13 protein-coding genes are annotated in these 13,820 nt (G+C 68.2%); 3 read left to right on the plus strand and 10 right to left on the minus strand.

Annotation, left to right across the window (positions count from 1 at the left end):
* Positions 1 to 83: 83 nt before the first annotated feature.
* The 5 genes from trpD to ABZ642_RS43130 form a co-directional block, all read right to left on the minus strand.
* Positions 84 to 1,148 (minus strand): anthranilate phosphoribosyltransferase, encoded by a 1,065-nt coding sequence (trpD, locus tag ABZ642_RS43110; protein WP_360496120.1) that lies wholly within the window; start codon positions 1,146 to 1,148, stop codon positions 84 to 86.
* A 131-nt stretch (positions 1,149 to 1,279) separates the two neighbouring features.
* Positions 1,280 to 2,917: a ubiquinol-cytochrome c reductase cytochrome b subunit gene (locus ABZ642_RS43115; protein ID WP_360496123.1), complete on the minus strand. Its 1,638-nt coding sequence runs from the start codon at positions 2,915 to 2,917 to the stop codon at positions 1,280 to 1,282.
* On the minus strand, positions 2,914 to 3,972 hold the full coding sequence (locus ABZ642_RS43120; RefSeq protein WP_360496126.1) for a Rieske 2Fe-2S domain-containing protein: 1,059 nt from the start codon (positions 3,970 to 3,972) through the stop codon (positions 2,914 to 2,916). Before ABZ642_RS43120 ends, ABZ642_RS43115 begins: the two co-directional genes overlap by 4 nt.
* Positions 3,969 to 4,781 (minus strand): cytochrome c, encoded by an 813-nt coding sequence (locus tag ABZ642_RS43125; RefSeq protein ID WP_360496129.1) that lies wholly within the window; start codon positions 4,779 to 4,781, stop codon positions 3,969 to 3,971. Before ABZ642_RS43125 ends, ABZ642_RS43120 begins: the two co-directional genes overlap by 4 nt.
* A gap of 77 nt (positions 4,782 to 4,858) precedes the next feature.
* Positions 4,859 to 5,479 carry a heme-copper oxidase subunit III gene (locus tag ABZ642_RS43130; RefSeq protein ID WP_351695412.1) on the minus strand — a complete coding sequence of 207 codons (621 nt, stop codon included), beginning with the start codon at positions 5,477 to 5,479 and terminating at the stop codon, positions 4,859 to 4,861.
* Positions 5,480 to 5,666: 187 nt separating this feature from the next.
* Here ABZ642_RS43130 and ABZ642_RS43135 point away from each other — a divergent pair, with 187 nt between their 5' ends.
* Positions 5,667 to 6,068 carry a hypothetical protein gene (locus ABZ642_RS43135; protein ID WP_360496132.1) on the plus strand — a complete coding sequence of 134 codons (402 nt, stop codon included), beginning with the start codon at positions 5,667 to 5,669 and terminating at the stop codon, positions 6,066 to 6,068.
* 104 nt (positions 6,069 to 6,172) lie between these two features.
* Here ABZ642_RS43135 and ABZ642_RS43140 read toward each other — a convergent pair whose 3' ends face one another.
* The 4 genes from ABZ642_RS43140 to coxB form a co-directional block, all read right to left on the minus strand.
* Complete coding sequence (locus tag ABZ642_RS43140; RefSeq protein WP_360496134.1) at positions 6,173 to 7,435, minus strand: Ig-like domain-containing protein; 1,263 nt, start codon at positions 7,433 to 7,435, stop codon at positions 6,173 to 6,175.
* Positions 7,436 to 7,587: 152 nt separating this feature from the next.
* Entirely contained in the window at positions 7,588 to 7,986 is a 399-nt protein-coding gene (locus tag ABZ642_RS43145) for a cytochrome c oxidase subunit 4 (RefSeq protein WP_046727399.1), read from the minus strand.
* Positions 7,983 to 9,713 carry a cytochrome c oxidase subunit I gene (gene ctaD, locus ABZ642_RS43150; protein WP_360496137.1) on the minus strand — a complete coding sequence of 577 codons (1,731 nt, stop codon included), beginning with the start codon at positions 9,711 to 9,713 and terminating at the stop codon, positions 7,983 to 7,985. Before ctaD ends, ABZ642_RS43145 begins: the two co-directional genes overlap by 4 nt.
* Entirely contained in the window at positions 9,710 to 10,672 is a 963-nt protein-coding gene (gene coxB, locus ABZ642_RS43155; RefSeq protein WP_360496140.1) for a cytochrome c oxidase subunit II, read from the minus strand. Before coxB ends, ctaD begins: the two co-directional genes overlap by 4 nt.
* 302 nt (positions 10,673 to 10,974) lie before the next feature.
* Between coxB and ABZ642_RS43160 the strand changes: the two genes are divergently transcribed.
* Positions 10,975 to 12,354, plus strand: coding sequence for an aminotransferase class V-fold PLP-dependent enzyme (locus ABZ642_RS43160; protein WP_360496143.1), 1,380 nt, complete (start codon positions 10,975 to 10,977; stop codon positions 12,352 to 12,354).
* 72 nt (positions 12,355 to 12,426) lie between these two features.
* Here ABZ642_RS43160 and ABZ642_RS43165 read toward each other — a convergent pair whose 3' ends face one another.
* The gene (locus tag ABZ642_RS43165; protein ID WP_360496145.1) at positions 12,427 to 13,401 is read right to left on the minus strand and encodes a carbohydrate kinase family protein; all 975 of its coding nucleotides are present in this window, start codon (positions 13,399 to 13,401) and stop codon (positions 12,427 to 12,429) included.
* 133 nt (positions 13,402 to 13,534) lie between these two features.
* On the opposite strand from ABZ642_RS43165, the gene ABZ642_RS43170 reads away from it, so the two are divergent.
* The gene (locus ABZ642_RS43170; protein ID WP_093503947.1) at positions 13,535 to 13,744 is read left to right on the plus strand and encodes a hypothetical protein; all 210 of its coding nucleotides are present in this window, start codon (positions 13,535 to 13,537) and stop codon (positions 13,742 to 13,744) included.
* Positions 13,745 to 13,820 lie beyond the last annotated feature (76 nt).

Below are 13,820 nucleotides of genomic sequence, written 5' to 3' on the forward strand. Positions count from 1 at the left end.
CGGGGTTGCGCCCCGGGGGGGGGGGCGGGGGGGGGGGGCCGGGGGGCCCGGCCCCGCGCCTCAGCCTCCTGACCGCGCGCTCCCTACTTGTTGGTCGCCGCCGCCCAGCGCTCCAGCACCCGCTTGGCCGCGCCCGAGTCGATCGACTCCGCCGCCCTGTCCATGCCGGCCCGGATCTGCTCGGCGAGCGTCCCGGTGCCCGGGTCCAGGGCCACCAGGGCCGCCGCCGAGTTCAGCAGGACCGCGTCACGGACCGGGCCCGTCTCGCCGTCCAGCAGCCGGCGCGCGACCTCCGCGTTGTACGACGGGTCGCCGCCGCGCAGCGCCTCCACCGGGACCAGCTCGATGCCGACGTCCCGCGGGTCGAAGGTCTCCTCGGTGACCTTGCCGTCGCGGACGATCCAGACGTGGGACGTGGCGGTGGTCGTCAGCTCGTCGAGGCCGTCGTCGCCGCGGAAGACCAGGGAGGAGTTGCCACGCTCGGCGAAGACGCCCGCGACGACCGGTGCCATGCGCGGGTCCGCGACCCCGACCGCCTGGGACCGCACCTGCGCGGGGTTGGTCAGCGGGCCGAGGATGTTGAACACCGTGCGGATGCCCAGCTGGCCGCGGGCCGCGCCGGCATGGCGCAGCGCCGGGTGGAACTTGACGGCGAAGCAGAAGGTGATGCCGGCCTCCTCGGCGACCTCGGCGACCCGCCGCGGGGTCAGGTCGAGGTTGACGCCGAGCTTCTCCAGCACGTCCGAGGCGCCGGACGCGGAGGACGCGGCCCGGTTGCCGTGCTTGACGACCTTCGCCCCGGTACCGGCCACCACCAGCGCCGACATCGTGGAGATGTTCACCGTCTTGGCGCCGTCACCGCCGGTGCCGACGATGTCGACCGTGCGGCCCGGTACCTCGATGACGTTGGCGTGCGCGTACATGGTGCGGACCAGGCCGTTGATCTCGTCCACCGTCTCGCCCTTGGCCCGCAGGGCGACGACGAAGCCGGCGATCTGGGCGTCGGTCGCCTGGCCGCGCATGATCTGGTCCATCGCCCAGGCCGTCGCGTCCGCGCTCTGGTCCTGGCCGTACAGCAGCGCGTTCAGCACCTCGGGCCAGGAACGGCCCGCCGCGATGTCGCCTCCAGCGGGGGTCACAGCGCTCATAAGGCCGCTCCTGATCGTCGTACCGGCAAAAACAGTTTCAGGCCTACCCTATCCAGCCCCGGGCACGGCAAAGGGCCCCCATCCGTACATCGGACGGGGGCCCTTCGACCGTGGCGTGGCGACGCGGTCGATCAGTGGTGGCCGTGGCCGCTCGTGATCTCCTTGTACTCCTCGACGGTGGGCTTCGGGATCTGGTTGTCCTCGCCGTAGTAGGCGCTGCTCAGCTTGGCGCGGAGCTTCTCGGAGCCCTTGATCTTGCGCTCGACACCGTTCTCGTCCACCGCCGCGCCGATCTCGGCCGGCTCGTACTGGTGGTGGGCCGTGAGGGTGTGCAGCTGCTCCTGGCTGAGCGGCTCGTGCACCTCGATGAACTCACCGTGCGGCAGCCGCTTGATGATGCCGGTCTCACGACCGTGCAGCACCTTCTCGCGGTCCCGGCGCTGCAGGCCGAGGCAGATCCGCTTGGTGACGAGGAACGCGATCACCGGTCCGGCGAAGAAGAAGATCCGGACGAACCAGGTCACGTCGTTGATCGACAGGTGGAAGTGGGTGGCGAAGAGGTCGTTGCCACCACCGACCAGGCCGATCATGTACACGGTCACCCAGGCGACACCGAAGCCGGTGCGGGTCGGGGCGTTGCGCGGCCGGTCCAGGATGTGGTGCTCGCTCTTGTCACCGGTGACCCAGGACTCGATGAACGGGTAGAGCGCGATCGCACCCAGCACCAGACCGAACAGGACCAGCGGGATGAAGACGCCCAGGACCAGGGTGTGGCCCCAGAAGTTGATCTCCCAGCCCGGCATGTACCGGATCAGGCCCTCGGCGAAGCCCATGTACCAGTCGGGCTGGGCGCCGGTGGACACCTGGTCCGGACGGTAGGGGCCCATGGCCCAGATCGGGTTGATCTGGGTGGTCGCCGCGATGGCCGCGATGACACCGAAGACCAGGAAGAAGAAGCCTCCGGCCTTGGCCATGTAGACCGGCAGCAGCGGCATGCCGACGACGTTCTTCTCGGACTTTCCGGGACCCGCGAACTGCGTGTGCTTGTGGTAGAAGACCAGGATCAGGTGGCCCACCACCAGGCCGAGCATGATGCCCGGCAGCAGCAGGATGTGGATCGAGTAGAACCGGGCGACGAAGTCGTGGCCGGGGAACTGCCCGCCGAAGAGGAAGAACGAGATGTACGTGCCGACGATCGGCATGGACAGGATGGCGCCCTCGGTGAAGCGGACACCGGTGCCGGAGAGCAGGTCGTCCGGGAGCGAGTAACCGGTGAAGCCGGTGAACATGCCGAGGACGAACAGCAGGAAGCCGAACAGCCAGTTGATCTCACGCGGCTTGCGGAACGCGCCGGTGAAGAACACGCGCATCATGTGCACGAACATGCCGGCGAGGAAGATCAGCGCGGCCCAGTGGTGGATCTGCCGGATGAGCAGACCACCACGCACGTCGAAGGAGATGTGCAGGGTCGAGCTGAACGCCTCGGACATCATCTGTCCCTGGAGCGGGACGTAGCTGCCGTGGTACGCCACCTCGTTCATCGACGGGTGGAAGAACAGCGTCAGATACACACCCGTCAGGATGATGATGATGAAGCTGTACAGGCACACTTCACCCAACATGAACGACCAGTGGTCGGGGAAGATCTTGCGCATGTTGGACTTGGCCAGGGAGTAGATCCCGAGCCGTCCGTCGGCCCAGTCGGCGACACGCTCGCCGGCCGGTGCCTTCCCGCGCTCGCGGGACTCGGAGTTCTCGTTAGTGCTCATCCGCGCTCCCAGAAAGCAGGACCGACGGGCTCCTCGAAGTCGCCGAGCGCCTGGAGGTAGCCCTCCTCGCTCACGCCGATGCGCAGCTGCGGCAGGGCGTGACCGGCCGGGCCGAAGATCACTCGGGCTCCGTCGGAGAGGTCGAAGGTGGACTGGTGGCACGGGCAGAGCACGTGGTGGGTCTGCTGCTCGTACAGCGAGATCGGGCAGCCCACGTGGGTGCAGATCTTCGAGTAGGCCACGATGCCCTCGTGGGACCACTCCAGCTCGCGCTTGTCCTTGATGTTGTCCGGCTGCAGCCTGATGATCATCAGGGCCGCCTTCGCCATCACGTTCTGGAAGTCCTCCTGGGACTCCTCGACGCCCTCGGGCTTGGCGAAGGTCAGCGAGCCGACGGCGACGTCGGAGGGACGCAGCGGCTCGTTGGTGTTCATGTTGACGAGCAGCTTGCCCTTCGACCACGCCGTGTGGCGCAGCGAGGTGCCCGGCAGCGGGCCGAGGTCGCGCAGCAGCACGACGCCGGAGAGCGGGACCAGGGTCAGCGCGCCGAACATGGTGTTGCGGATCAGCTTGCGCCGGCCGAGCGCCGACTCCTTGGCGCCCTGCTTGAAGTCGGCCAGAACCTTGGCCTTGACCTCCGGCGGAGCCGAGATGGCGTGCCGCTCGTCGGCGACCTCCACGTCGGACATCAGGGTGCGGGCCCAGTGGACCGCTCCCGCGCCGATGCAGAACAGCGCCACACCGAGGGTCAGACCCAGCGCGAAGTTCAGCGCGCTGATGTGACCGATCGGGAAGACGAAGATCGCCTTGTCCTTCGGGATCGTCACATAGGAGGCGATGAAGCCGACGGTGGCCAGCATCGACACCGTGAACAGCAGGGCCACGACGCGCTCGGACCGCTTGGCGGCCCGCTCGTCGATGTCCTGGATCCGGTGCTCGTGAGGCGGCAGGCCGGGGTCCGAGAACGGGTCCTTCTCGTCCGCGACGCTCACCGCGCCGTGCGCGTGGCCCTGCTCAGCGGGCAGGTTCTCTTCTGGAATCTCTTGGCTACTCATGACTTCTTGGCCTTTGCGGTCCGAGCGGCGACCCAGACGGCGACGGCGATCAGGGCGCCGAGACCGAAGATCCAGGCGAACAGGCCCTCGCTGACCGGCCCGAGGCCGCCCAGGTTGAGACCGCCGGGGTTCACCGTCTTGGGGCTGTTGACCGCGTCGACGTACGCGATGATGTCCTTCTTGTTCTTCTCCGACAGCGTGGTGTCGGGGAAGGACGGCATGTTCTGCGGGCCCGTCTGCATGGCCTCGTAGATGTGCTTCGGGTCGACGCCTTCCAGGCTCGGCGCGAACTTGCCCTTGGTCAGCGCGCCACCCGCACCCACGAAGTTGTGGCACTGCGCGCAGTTGGTGCGGAAGAGCTCACCGCCCGCGGCGATGTCGGCACCGCCCGGGCCGTACTGCTCCTTGGTGGGCACCTCGGGACCGGCGCCCAGCGAGGCGATGTACGTCGCGAGCTGGGTGATCTGGGCCTGGGTGTAGATGTTCTTCTTGGCGACGACCTGCGGCCCCTGCGAGGTGGCGGCCGGCATACGGCCGGTGCCGACCTGGAAGTCCACGGCCGCGGCGCCCACGCCGACCAGGCTGGGGCCGTCGGACGATCCCTGACCGCCGGTGCCGTGGCAGCTGGCACAGCCGACCGAGTAGAGCTTCTTGCCCTCCTCAATGGTCAGGGACTGGGAGGTTTCATCGGCCTGCGCCTGGCCCGCGGGCGCGAGCGCGGCGTACAGCCCCCCAGTGGCCGCCAGCGCAAAGAGTAGGACGACGACCGCCGCCAGCGGATGGCGTCGTCGTGAGGAGAGCTTTTTCACGGATTACCCCGGTGTCAGGATCTTCTGCGTCGATGCTTCTGGGTTGTGCGCTTCTGCAGCGCGTGGAGCCGGCCCCGCTACTTGATCAGGTAGATCGTGGCGAAGAGACCGATCCAGACGACATCGACGAAGTGCCAGTAGTAGGACACGACGATGGCCGCGGTCGCCTGCTCGTGCGTGAAGCGCTTCGCCGCGTAGGTGCGGCCGAGAACGAACAGGAAGGCGATGAGGCCGCCCGTCACGTGCATGCCGTGGAACCCGGTCGTCAGGTAGAACACCGAGCCGTACGGGTCGGAGGAGAGCGAGATCCCGTCCTCCTTCACCAGGCTGGTGTACTCGTAGATCTGACCGCCGATGAAGATCGCGCCCATCACGAAGGTGACGATGAACCAGCCCCGGAGCTTCTTCACGTCCCCGCGCTCGGCGGCGAACACGCCGAGCTGGCAGGTCAGGGAGGAGAGCACCAGGATCGTGGTGTTGGTCGCGGAGAACGGAATGTTGAGATGGCTCGCCATCTCCTTCCAGTGATCCGGACCGGTCACCGATCGCAGGGTGAAGTACATCGCGAAGAGGGCCGCGAAGAACATCAGCTCGGAACTCAGCCAGATGATGGTTCCGACGCTGGTGAGGTTCGGCCGATTGACCGACGGGTGCGCGTGCCCGGTTTCTACTGTCGTTGCTGTCGCCACGACCGACATTATGTCGGTCGCTTATCTCGCGCTCACTCCGGGGGGTGCCGTTCGGGGTGTCCGCACCGTGTGTACTGCCCGGATGGCCCATCGAAGCCGTGTTCCAACAGGTGTTGACGAGGTGTTCGGGGGAGTAGCATCCGGCGCATCGGTCCTGTCCGTACGACGACTCCCGTCCCCGCGTATCGGAGGAACAATGCAGCCGACCGCCACGGTGCTGGTCTACAGCGACGACTCCAACACCCGCGAGCAGGTACGGCTGGCCTCGGGCCGGCGGCCGGCTCCCGATGTGCCGTTCGTCGAGTTCCTGGAGTGCGCGACGCCCCAGGCGGTCGTCACCGAGTTGGACAAGGGCGGCATCGACGTGTGCGTGCTGGACGGCGAGGCCGTGCCGCTGGGCGGCATGGGGGTGTGCCGGCAGATCAAGGACGAGGTGTTCAACTGCCCGCCGGTGCTGCTGCTGATCGGGCGGCCGCAGGACGCGTGGCTGGCCACGTGGAGCCGTGCGGACGCGGCCGTGACGCTGCCGGTGGATCCGGTGGAGTTCGCGGCCGCGCTGGCGTCCCTGTTGCGGCAGCGGAGGCTGCAGAGCGCCTAGGAGAGGGCGGGGCGCGGTGGATACGCACGTACGGGCCGCATGTGGCTGGTCGTGCCCGCGCGGCGGTAGCCGCATATCGACTACCGCCCCGCGCCCCTGGTCTCTCACACCGACGTCGGCTGCAGACGTGCCGCGTTCTGGGGGTTCTGGGTGTCCTGGGTGCCGGTGGTGAGGGCGCTCCCGTTGCGCCAGTCCTTCCAGGCGAGGTTCCAGTCGCCGAAGCCGTTGCCGAAGTGCTCCATCTCCTCGCCGTTGGAGTTGACGACCTTCACCAGGTCGCCCGGGTGGAAGGTGTCGAAGAACCACTCGGCGTTCGAGGTGTTCATGCCGGTGCAGCCGTGGCTGACGTTCGCGTACCCCTGGGAGCCCACCGACCAGGGTGCGGCGTGGACGTACTCGCCCGACCAGGTCACCCGGGTGGCGTAGTACACCGGAAGGTCGTACGAGTCCGAGGTGCCCTCGGCGATGCCGACCGTGGAGCCGCGCATGCGTACGAAGTACTGCTTCTCCAGTACGACCTTGACGCCGTTGCGGGTCTCGAAGCCCGGCTTGCCGGTGGTGATGGGGATCTGGTTGATCTCCTTGTCGTTCTTGTACACGGTCATCTGGTGTGCGGCGGCGTCCGTGACGGCGAGGAGCTTGTCGCCGATGGTGAGCTTCAGGGGCGTGGCCGCGCCGCCCCACAGGCGGTCGCTGATCCGGACGCCGTCCAGGTCGCTGTGGACCTGGACGGTGGCGTGCGCGGGCCAGTAGTCCTTGGGCCGGTAGTGGACTTCCTTGTCACTCACCCAGTACCAGGACCCGTCGACGGCGGGGACGGAGTCGACCCTGAGGCCGCGCTCCACGATGGCGCGCTGGGCCTTGTCCTTGACCGCGTGGTCGAGTTGGGCGGTGACGGGCTGGCCGACGCCGTACTCGCCCGCCTTGGGGCCGAACGTGACCTTCAGCCGCTGCTGGGTGGTGGGCTTGCTGGTGTCGAAGGTGAGGACCTTGCGGCCGGGCGCGCCGTCCTCGTCCTCGGTGCTGACCTGGACCGTGTAGTGGGCGTCGGCGGCCAGCGGGGAGGTGCTGTGCCAGCGACGGCCGTCGGCGTCGAGTTCGCCCGCCACGAGGCGACCGGTGGCGTCCTCGGCCGTGACGTCCGTGATCCGGTCCGCGTCGCTCTTGGCGACGACCTCCAGCGGCTTGTCGGGGTCGGCCCGCTTCCCGGCGCCGGTGGGGGTGTTGAAGGAGACCTGGTCCGCCGCGTCGTGCGGCTTCTCCGACAGCGGGTCGCCGCCGGATCCGCAGGCGGTGATGCCCGCTCCGAGGGCGGTCACCAGCAGGGCGCAGCTGACGACGGTGCGGGCGCACGGAGTCTGACTCATATGGTCACGCTATGAGACGTTTTCCGGACCGGCATGTCGGATAGCCCGGACGGGGGACGCCACTGCGCCGAAGGCGGGAGCCGCCCCCGGAACGCCGGGAGCCCGGACCCTCCTGACAGAGGGTCCGGGCTCCCGGTGCGCTCGGCGCGTGCCTACTGGGTGCGGTTCTCACCGCGGTAGTACTCGAACACCCAGCCGAAGAGGCCGATCATGATGATGGGCGCCGAGAAGTACAGCAGCCACCAGCCGACCGCGACACCGAGGAAGGCCAGCGCGCCGCCGACACCGAGGGCGAGCGGCTGCCAGCTGTGCGGGCTGAAGAAGCCCACCTCGCCCGCCTCGTCCGCGACATCGGCCTCCTTGTTGTCCTGGGCACCGGCGTCCACCCGCGAGGCCGTGAAGCCCAGGTAGAAGCCGATCATGATGCACAGGCCGAAGGCCATGAAGAGCGCCGTGGTTCCGGCCGCTTCCTTCGACCACACGCCATAGACGATCGCCATGGCGAGGACGAAGACGCTCAGCCACACGAACATGCGGCCCTGGATCTTCACTTGCCGGCCTCCTTGCTGCCCGCGACAGCGGCGACGGCCTGGCCGTGCTCCAGCTGCTCCAGAGCGGCGATCTCAGGGTGGTGCAGGTCGAACGCCGGGGATTCGCTGCGGATCCGCGGCAGGGTGAGGAAGTTGTGCCGCGGCGGCGGGCAGGAGGTCGCCCACTCCAGCGAACGGCCGTAACCCCACGGGTCGTCGACCTCGACCTTCTTGCCGTACTTGGCCGTCTTCCACACGTTGTAGAGGAACGGCAGGATCGACAGGCCGAGCAGGAAGGAGCTGATCGACGAGATCGTGTTCAGGGTGGTGAAGCCGTCGGCCGCCAGGTAGTCGGCGTACCGGCGCGGCATGCCCTCGGCGCCCAGCCAGTGCTGGACCAGGAAGGTGCCGTGGAAGCCGATGAACAGCGTCCAGAAGGTGATCTTGCCGAGCCGCTCGTCGAGCATCTTGCCCGTCATCTTCGGCCACCAGAAGTGGAAGCCGGAGAACATCGCGAAGACGACCGTACCGAAGACCACGTAGTGGAAGTGGGCCACCACGAAGTACGAGTCGGAGACGTGGAAGTCCATCGGCGGGGAGGCCAGGATGACACCGGTCAGACCACCGAAGGTGAAGGTGATCAGGAAGCCGGTGGCCCAGAGCATCGGGGTCTCGAAACTCAGTGACCCCTTCCACATCGTTCCGATCCAGTTGAAGAACTTCACGCCGGTCGGTACGGCGATGAGGAACGTCATGAAGGAGAAGAACGGCAGCAGCACACCGCCGGTGACGTACATGTGGTGGGCCCACACCGTCACGGACAGACCGGCGATCGCGATGGTCGCCGCGATCAGACCCATGTAGCCGAACATCGGCTTGCGGGAGAAGACCGGGATGACCTCGGAGATGATGCCGAAGAACGGCAGCGCGATGATGTACACCTCTGGATGGCCGAAGAACCAGAAGAGGTGTTGCCAGAGCAGCGCTCCGCCGTTTGCCGCGTCGAAGACATGTGCCCCGAATTTCCGATCCGCCTCCAGCGCGAACAGCGCGGCGGCGAGGACGGGGAAGGCGAGCAGGACCAGGACGGCGGTCAGCAGCACGTTCCACACGAAGATCGGCATGCGGAACATGGTCATGCCGGGCGCGCGCATGCAGATGATCGTGGTGATGAAGTTGACCGCGCCGAGGATGGTGCCGAAGCCGGAGAAGGCCAGACCCATGATCCACATGTCGGCGCCGAGGCCCGGCGAGCGGACCGCGTCCGACAGCGGGGAGTAGGCGAACCAGCCGAAGTCGGCCGCGCCCTGCGGGGTGAGGAAGCCACCGACGGCGATGGTCGAGCCGAACAGGTACAGCCAGTAGGCGAACATGTTCAGCCGCGGGAAGGCCACGTCCGGCGCACCGATCTGGAGCGGCATGATCCAGTTCGTGAAGCCCGCGAACAGCGGCGTCGCGAACATCAGCAGCATGATCGTGCCGTGCATCGTGAACGCCTGGTTGAACTGCTCGTTCGACATGATCTGCAGACCGGGGCGAGCGAGTTCGGCGCGCATGAGCAGCGCCATCACTCCACCGATCAGGAAGAACGCGAACGACGTGACCAGATAGAGCGTTCCGATGGTCTTGTGGTCGGTGGTCGTCAGCCACTTCACCACGACATTGCCGGGCTGCTTGCGCCTGACCGGCAGCTCGTCGGCGTACGAGCCTTCAGCCTCGGCACCCTGGGGTTCGTTGAGGATGCTCACAGGTTGTTCGTCTCCCGGTTCTTCTCGTGGCTCGTCTGCGCGATGCCGGCGGGAATGTAACCGGTCTGCCCCTTCTTGACGAGGTCCTTGAGGTGCTGCTGGTAACGCTCGGGCGAGACGACCTTCACGTTGAACAGCATCCGGGAGTGGTCGACGCCGCAGAGCTCGGCGCACTTGCCGAGGAAGGTGCCCTCCTGATTGGGGGTCACCTGGAACGCGTTGGTGTGGCCCGGGACGACGTCCATCTTCATCAGGAACGGCACCACCCAGAAGTCATGGATGACGTCACGCGAGGTGAGGACGAAGCGGACGGTCTCACCCTTGGGGAGCCAGAGCGTCGGACCGGGGTTGCCGGTCTGCGGGTTCTTGGTTCCCGGCGTACCGACGTCGTAGACGCCGCCGGCGGCGGCCGGGAATTCCTTCTTGAACCGGTCCGGAATGGCGTCCAGGTTCGCGTCGGTCTTCGCGTCGCCGGTGACACCGTCGACGGGCGTGATGTAGTTGAAGCCCCAGCTCCACTGGAAGCCGACCACGTTGACCGTGACGTCGGGCTTCTTGTCGGTGAGGCTGAGCAGCTTCGTCTCGTCACGTGCGGTGAAGTAGAACAGCACCGAGACGATGATGAGCGGAACCACCGTGTACAGCGCCTCGATCGGCATGTTGTACCGGGTCTGTGCCGGCACCTCGATCTTGGTGCGGCTGCGCCGGTGGAAGATGGCGCTCCAGATGATCAGACCCCACACCAGCACGCCGACGACGAGCGCGGCGGCCCAGGAGCCCTGCCACAGGGAGAGGATCCGCGGAGCCTCTTCCGTGGTCGGGGTGGGCATACCAAGGCGGGGGAAGTCCTTGTATGTGCAACCGGTGGCGGTCGCAAGGACCAGGCCCGCGGTCATTGCCTGCAGCAGCTTCCGCCGCATCGGGCGCCGCGGCGAGCGGTCGGAGCCGTTGGGACTCACGTAGCGCCTTCCCGAGAGTCTCGCCCGCGCTGTTCGGCTGCGGCCTTCTCGCTGGTCGGTCGCCGCCCTGCGTCGGGCAGGGGTTTGGATGTTTATGCGGACCAAACCCTAGCCGACGCGATTCGGGGGTTCGCGGGGAGGGGGGCATACGCGCCGCCTGTCACTCCTTAAGGGTGGGATTGGGCGCCCAATAGCTCGGGTTGTCGCGGTTTGACGTGCGGGTGCAGGTGCGTTGTGGCTTGTCGCGCCGTTCCCGGCACCCCTTGGCTCGGCCGCCCTCAGGAACGCTTTAACGTTGTTGTGTGTCCTACTTTGACGCTGCGTCCGCCGCTCCCCTCCACCCTGTGGCCCGTCAGGCGTTGTGGGCCGCCCTGGACGACGGATGGGCCGACCCTTCTCGGCTGTACCGCGAGGGGCGCAGAGCGCGCATGCTGCTGGACGCCGCCCGGGAGGCGGCTGCCGAGGCTGTCGGTTGCCGGGTGGACGAACTGACTTTCACCTCCTCCGGCACCCGGGCCGTCCATACCGGTGTCGCCGGGGCGTTGGCCGGTCGTCGTCGCACCGGACGTCACCTGATCGTGTCAGCCGTCGAACACTCCTCGGTGCTGCATTCGGCCGAGGTGTTCGAGGCCGAGGGCGGGGAGGTGACGCGGGTGCCGGTGCGGCGGACCGGAGCGGTGGACGTCGAGTCGTACGCCGCCGCCCTCCGCGCGGACACCGCACTTGCCTGCCTCCAGTCGGCCAACCACGAGGTCGGGACCGTGCAGCCGGTGGCGGCGGTGGCCGAGGTGTGCCGGGCGGCCGGGGTGCCGTTGCTGGTGGACGCGGCGCAGTCGCTGGGGTGGGGCCGTGTCGAGGGCGACTGGGCGCTGCTGACGGCGAGCGCGCACAAATGGGGCGGGCCGAGCGGGGTCGGGCTGCTGGTCGTGCGCAAGGGGGTGCGGTTCGCCGTCCAAGGGGCGTCGGACGAGCGGGAGTCGGGCCGTGCGCCCGGTTTCGAGAACCTGCCGGCGATCGTCGCGGCGGCCGCGTCGCTGCGGGCCGTACGGGCGCAGGCCGAGCAGGAGGCGGTGCGGCTGCGGGAGCTGACGGCGCGGATCCGGGCGCGGGTGCCGCAGTTGGTGCCCGACGTGGAGGTGGTGGGCGACGCGGACCGGCGCCTGCCGGGCATCGTCACCTTCTCCTGTCTCTATGTCGACGGAGAGACCTTGCTGCATGAACTGGACCGGGAGGGTTTCTCCGTGTCGTCCGGATCGTCCTGCACGAGCAGCACGCTGACGCCCAGCCATGTGCTGAGGGCGATGGGGGTGCTGAGCGAGGGGAACGTGCGGGTTTCGCTGCCGGCGGGGGCGGCCGAGGCGGACGTCGACCGCTTCCTGGAGGTGCTGCCGGGGGTGGTGGCGGGGGTGCGGGAGAAGTTGGGCGCCCCGATGCCGACAGCGGCCGTACCGCAGGCGGAGGAAGTGGTCGTGGACTCGCTCGGCAAGCGGTGCCCGATCCCGGTCATCGAACTGGCGAAGGTGATCGGGAGCGTGCCGGTGGGCGGCAGGGTGCGGGTCCTGTCCGACGACGAGGCCGCACGACTCGACATCCCCGCGTGGTGCGAGATGCGGGGCCAGGAGTACGAGGGCGAGGAGAAGGTGGAGAAGGGAACGGCCTACCTGGTCCGCCGGATCAGCTGAGGCACCCCGTCAGGGGCGCGGGGCCGTGTCGCCTGAGCGCGACCGGCCCCCACGCACCCGCACCCGACGGCGTCAGACCAGGTACCCCCGGACCTCCTCCGCGGCCTCGTCCCCGTACGCCTTCGTGAACCGCTCCATGAAGTGCCCGCGACGCAGCTGGTACTCCTGGGTGCCGACCGTCTCGATGACGAGGGTCGCCAGCATGCAGCCCACCTGGGCCGCCCGCTCCAGCGAGACCCCCCACGCCAGGCCCGAAAGGAACCCCGCGCGGAACGCGTCGCCGACACCCGTCGGGTCCGCCTTGCGCTCCTCGTCGGGGCAGCCGACCTCGATGGCCTCCTCGCCGGCCCGCTCGATCCGCACCCCGCGTGCGCCCAGCGTGGTGACCCGGTGGCCGACCTTCCCGAGGATCTCCTCGTCGCTCCAGCCGGTCTTGGTCTCGATCAGACCCTTCTCGTACTCGTTGGAGAAGAGGTAGGTCGCGCCGTCCAGCAGTATCCGGATCTCGTCGCCGTTCATCCGGGCGATCTGCTGGGAGAAGTCGGCGGCGAAGGGGATGGACCGGGTCCGGCACTCCTCCGTGTGGCGGAGCATGCCCTCGGGGTCGTCCGCGCCGATGAGCACCAGGTCGAGGCCGCCGACCCGGTCGGCGACGGTCTTCAGCTCGATCAGGCGGGCCTCGCTCATCGCGCCCGTGTAGAAGGAGCCGATCTGGTTGTGGTCGGCGTCGGTCGTGCACACGAAACGCGCGGTGTGCAGGGTCTCGGAGATGCGGACGGAGTCCGTGTCGACGCCGTGCCGGTCGAGCCAGGCCCGGTACTCGTCGAAGTCGAAGCCCGCCGCGCCGACCAGGACCGGCCGGGTGCCGAGCTGTCCCATACCGAACGCGATGTTGGCGCCGACGCCGCCCCGGCGGACGTCCAGGTTGTCGACCAGGAAGGAGAGCGAGACCGTGTGCAACTGGTCCGCGACGAGCTGGTCGGCGAAGCGGCCGGGGAAGGTCATGAGGTGGTCGGTGGCGATGGAGCCGGTGACTGCGATGCGCACGGCTGGGACTCTCCTGAGGGGGAGGCGTAATTGACAGTTAACGCTACCGGGTCGGCGGGGGCGCCCTGAAGGTGCCAAAACTACCCGATAGTAGATCTTTCTTCGCGGCGCCCGACGTGCTTACCGTTCGGTCATGACGAACCTCAAGGTCCACGCCCCCGCTCCGGCCGACCTCGACGGCGACCTGGCGTCGCTGCGCGGTGACTGCGCGCGGATGGCCCCGCACTGGGCGGTTCCCGATCACAGCGATGCCCGGCCGGTGCCGCCGTCACTCATCCACGGGGTGACTGTGCCGAAGAAGTCCGCCAGGCTGCTGGACGCGATGTCCGACTACGGCGACTGAGGCCGCCCGGCGCGTTTCCAGGGAACCACGCGCTCCCCTCCCGCGTCCCATCGCCGTCCCCCGTGAAGGGGAGGCG

It is taken from the genome of Streptomyces sp. NPDC007157 (assembly GCF_040634235.1).
Classification (GTDB): Bacteria; Actinomycetota; Actinomycetes; order Streptomycetales; family Streptomycetaceae; genus Streptomyces.

Excerpts from the sequence above, each read along its gene's own strand:
- ABZ642_RS43170 (WP_093503947.1), top strand. The coding sequence starts at position 13,535 with ATGACGAACCTCAAGGTCCACGCCCCCGCTCCGGCCGACCTCGACGGC.
- ABZ642_RS43120 (WP_360496126.1), bottom strand. The coding sequence starts at position 3,972 with ATGAGTAGCCAAGAGATTCCAGAAGAGAACCTGCCCGCTGAGCAGGGC.
- ABZ642_RS43140 (WP_360496134.1), bottom strand. The coding sequence starts at position 7,435 with ATGAGTCAGACTCCGTGCGCCCGCACCGTCGTCAGCTGCGCCCTGCTG.
- ABZ642_RS43130 (WP_351695412.1), bottom strand. The coding sequence starts at position 5,479 with ATGTCGGTCGTGGCGACAGCAACGACAGTAGAAACCGGGCACGCGCAC.
- ABZ642_RS43115 (WP_360496123.1), bottom strand. The coding sequence starts at position 2,917 with ATGAGCACTAACGAGAACTCCGAGTCCCGCGAGCGCGGGAAGGCACCG.
- ABZ642_RS43135 (WP_360496132.1), top strand. The coding sequence starts at position 5,667 with ATGCAGCCGACCGCCACGGTGCTGGTCTACAGCGACGACTCCAACACC.
- trpD (WP_360496120.1), bottom strand. The coding sequence starts at position 1,148 with ATGAGCGCTGTGACCCCCGCTGGAGGCGACATCGCGGCGGGCCGTTCC.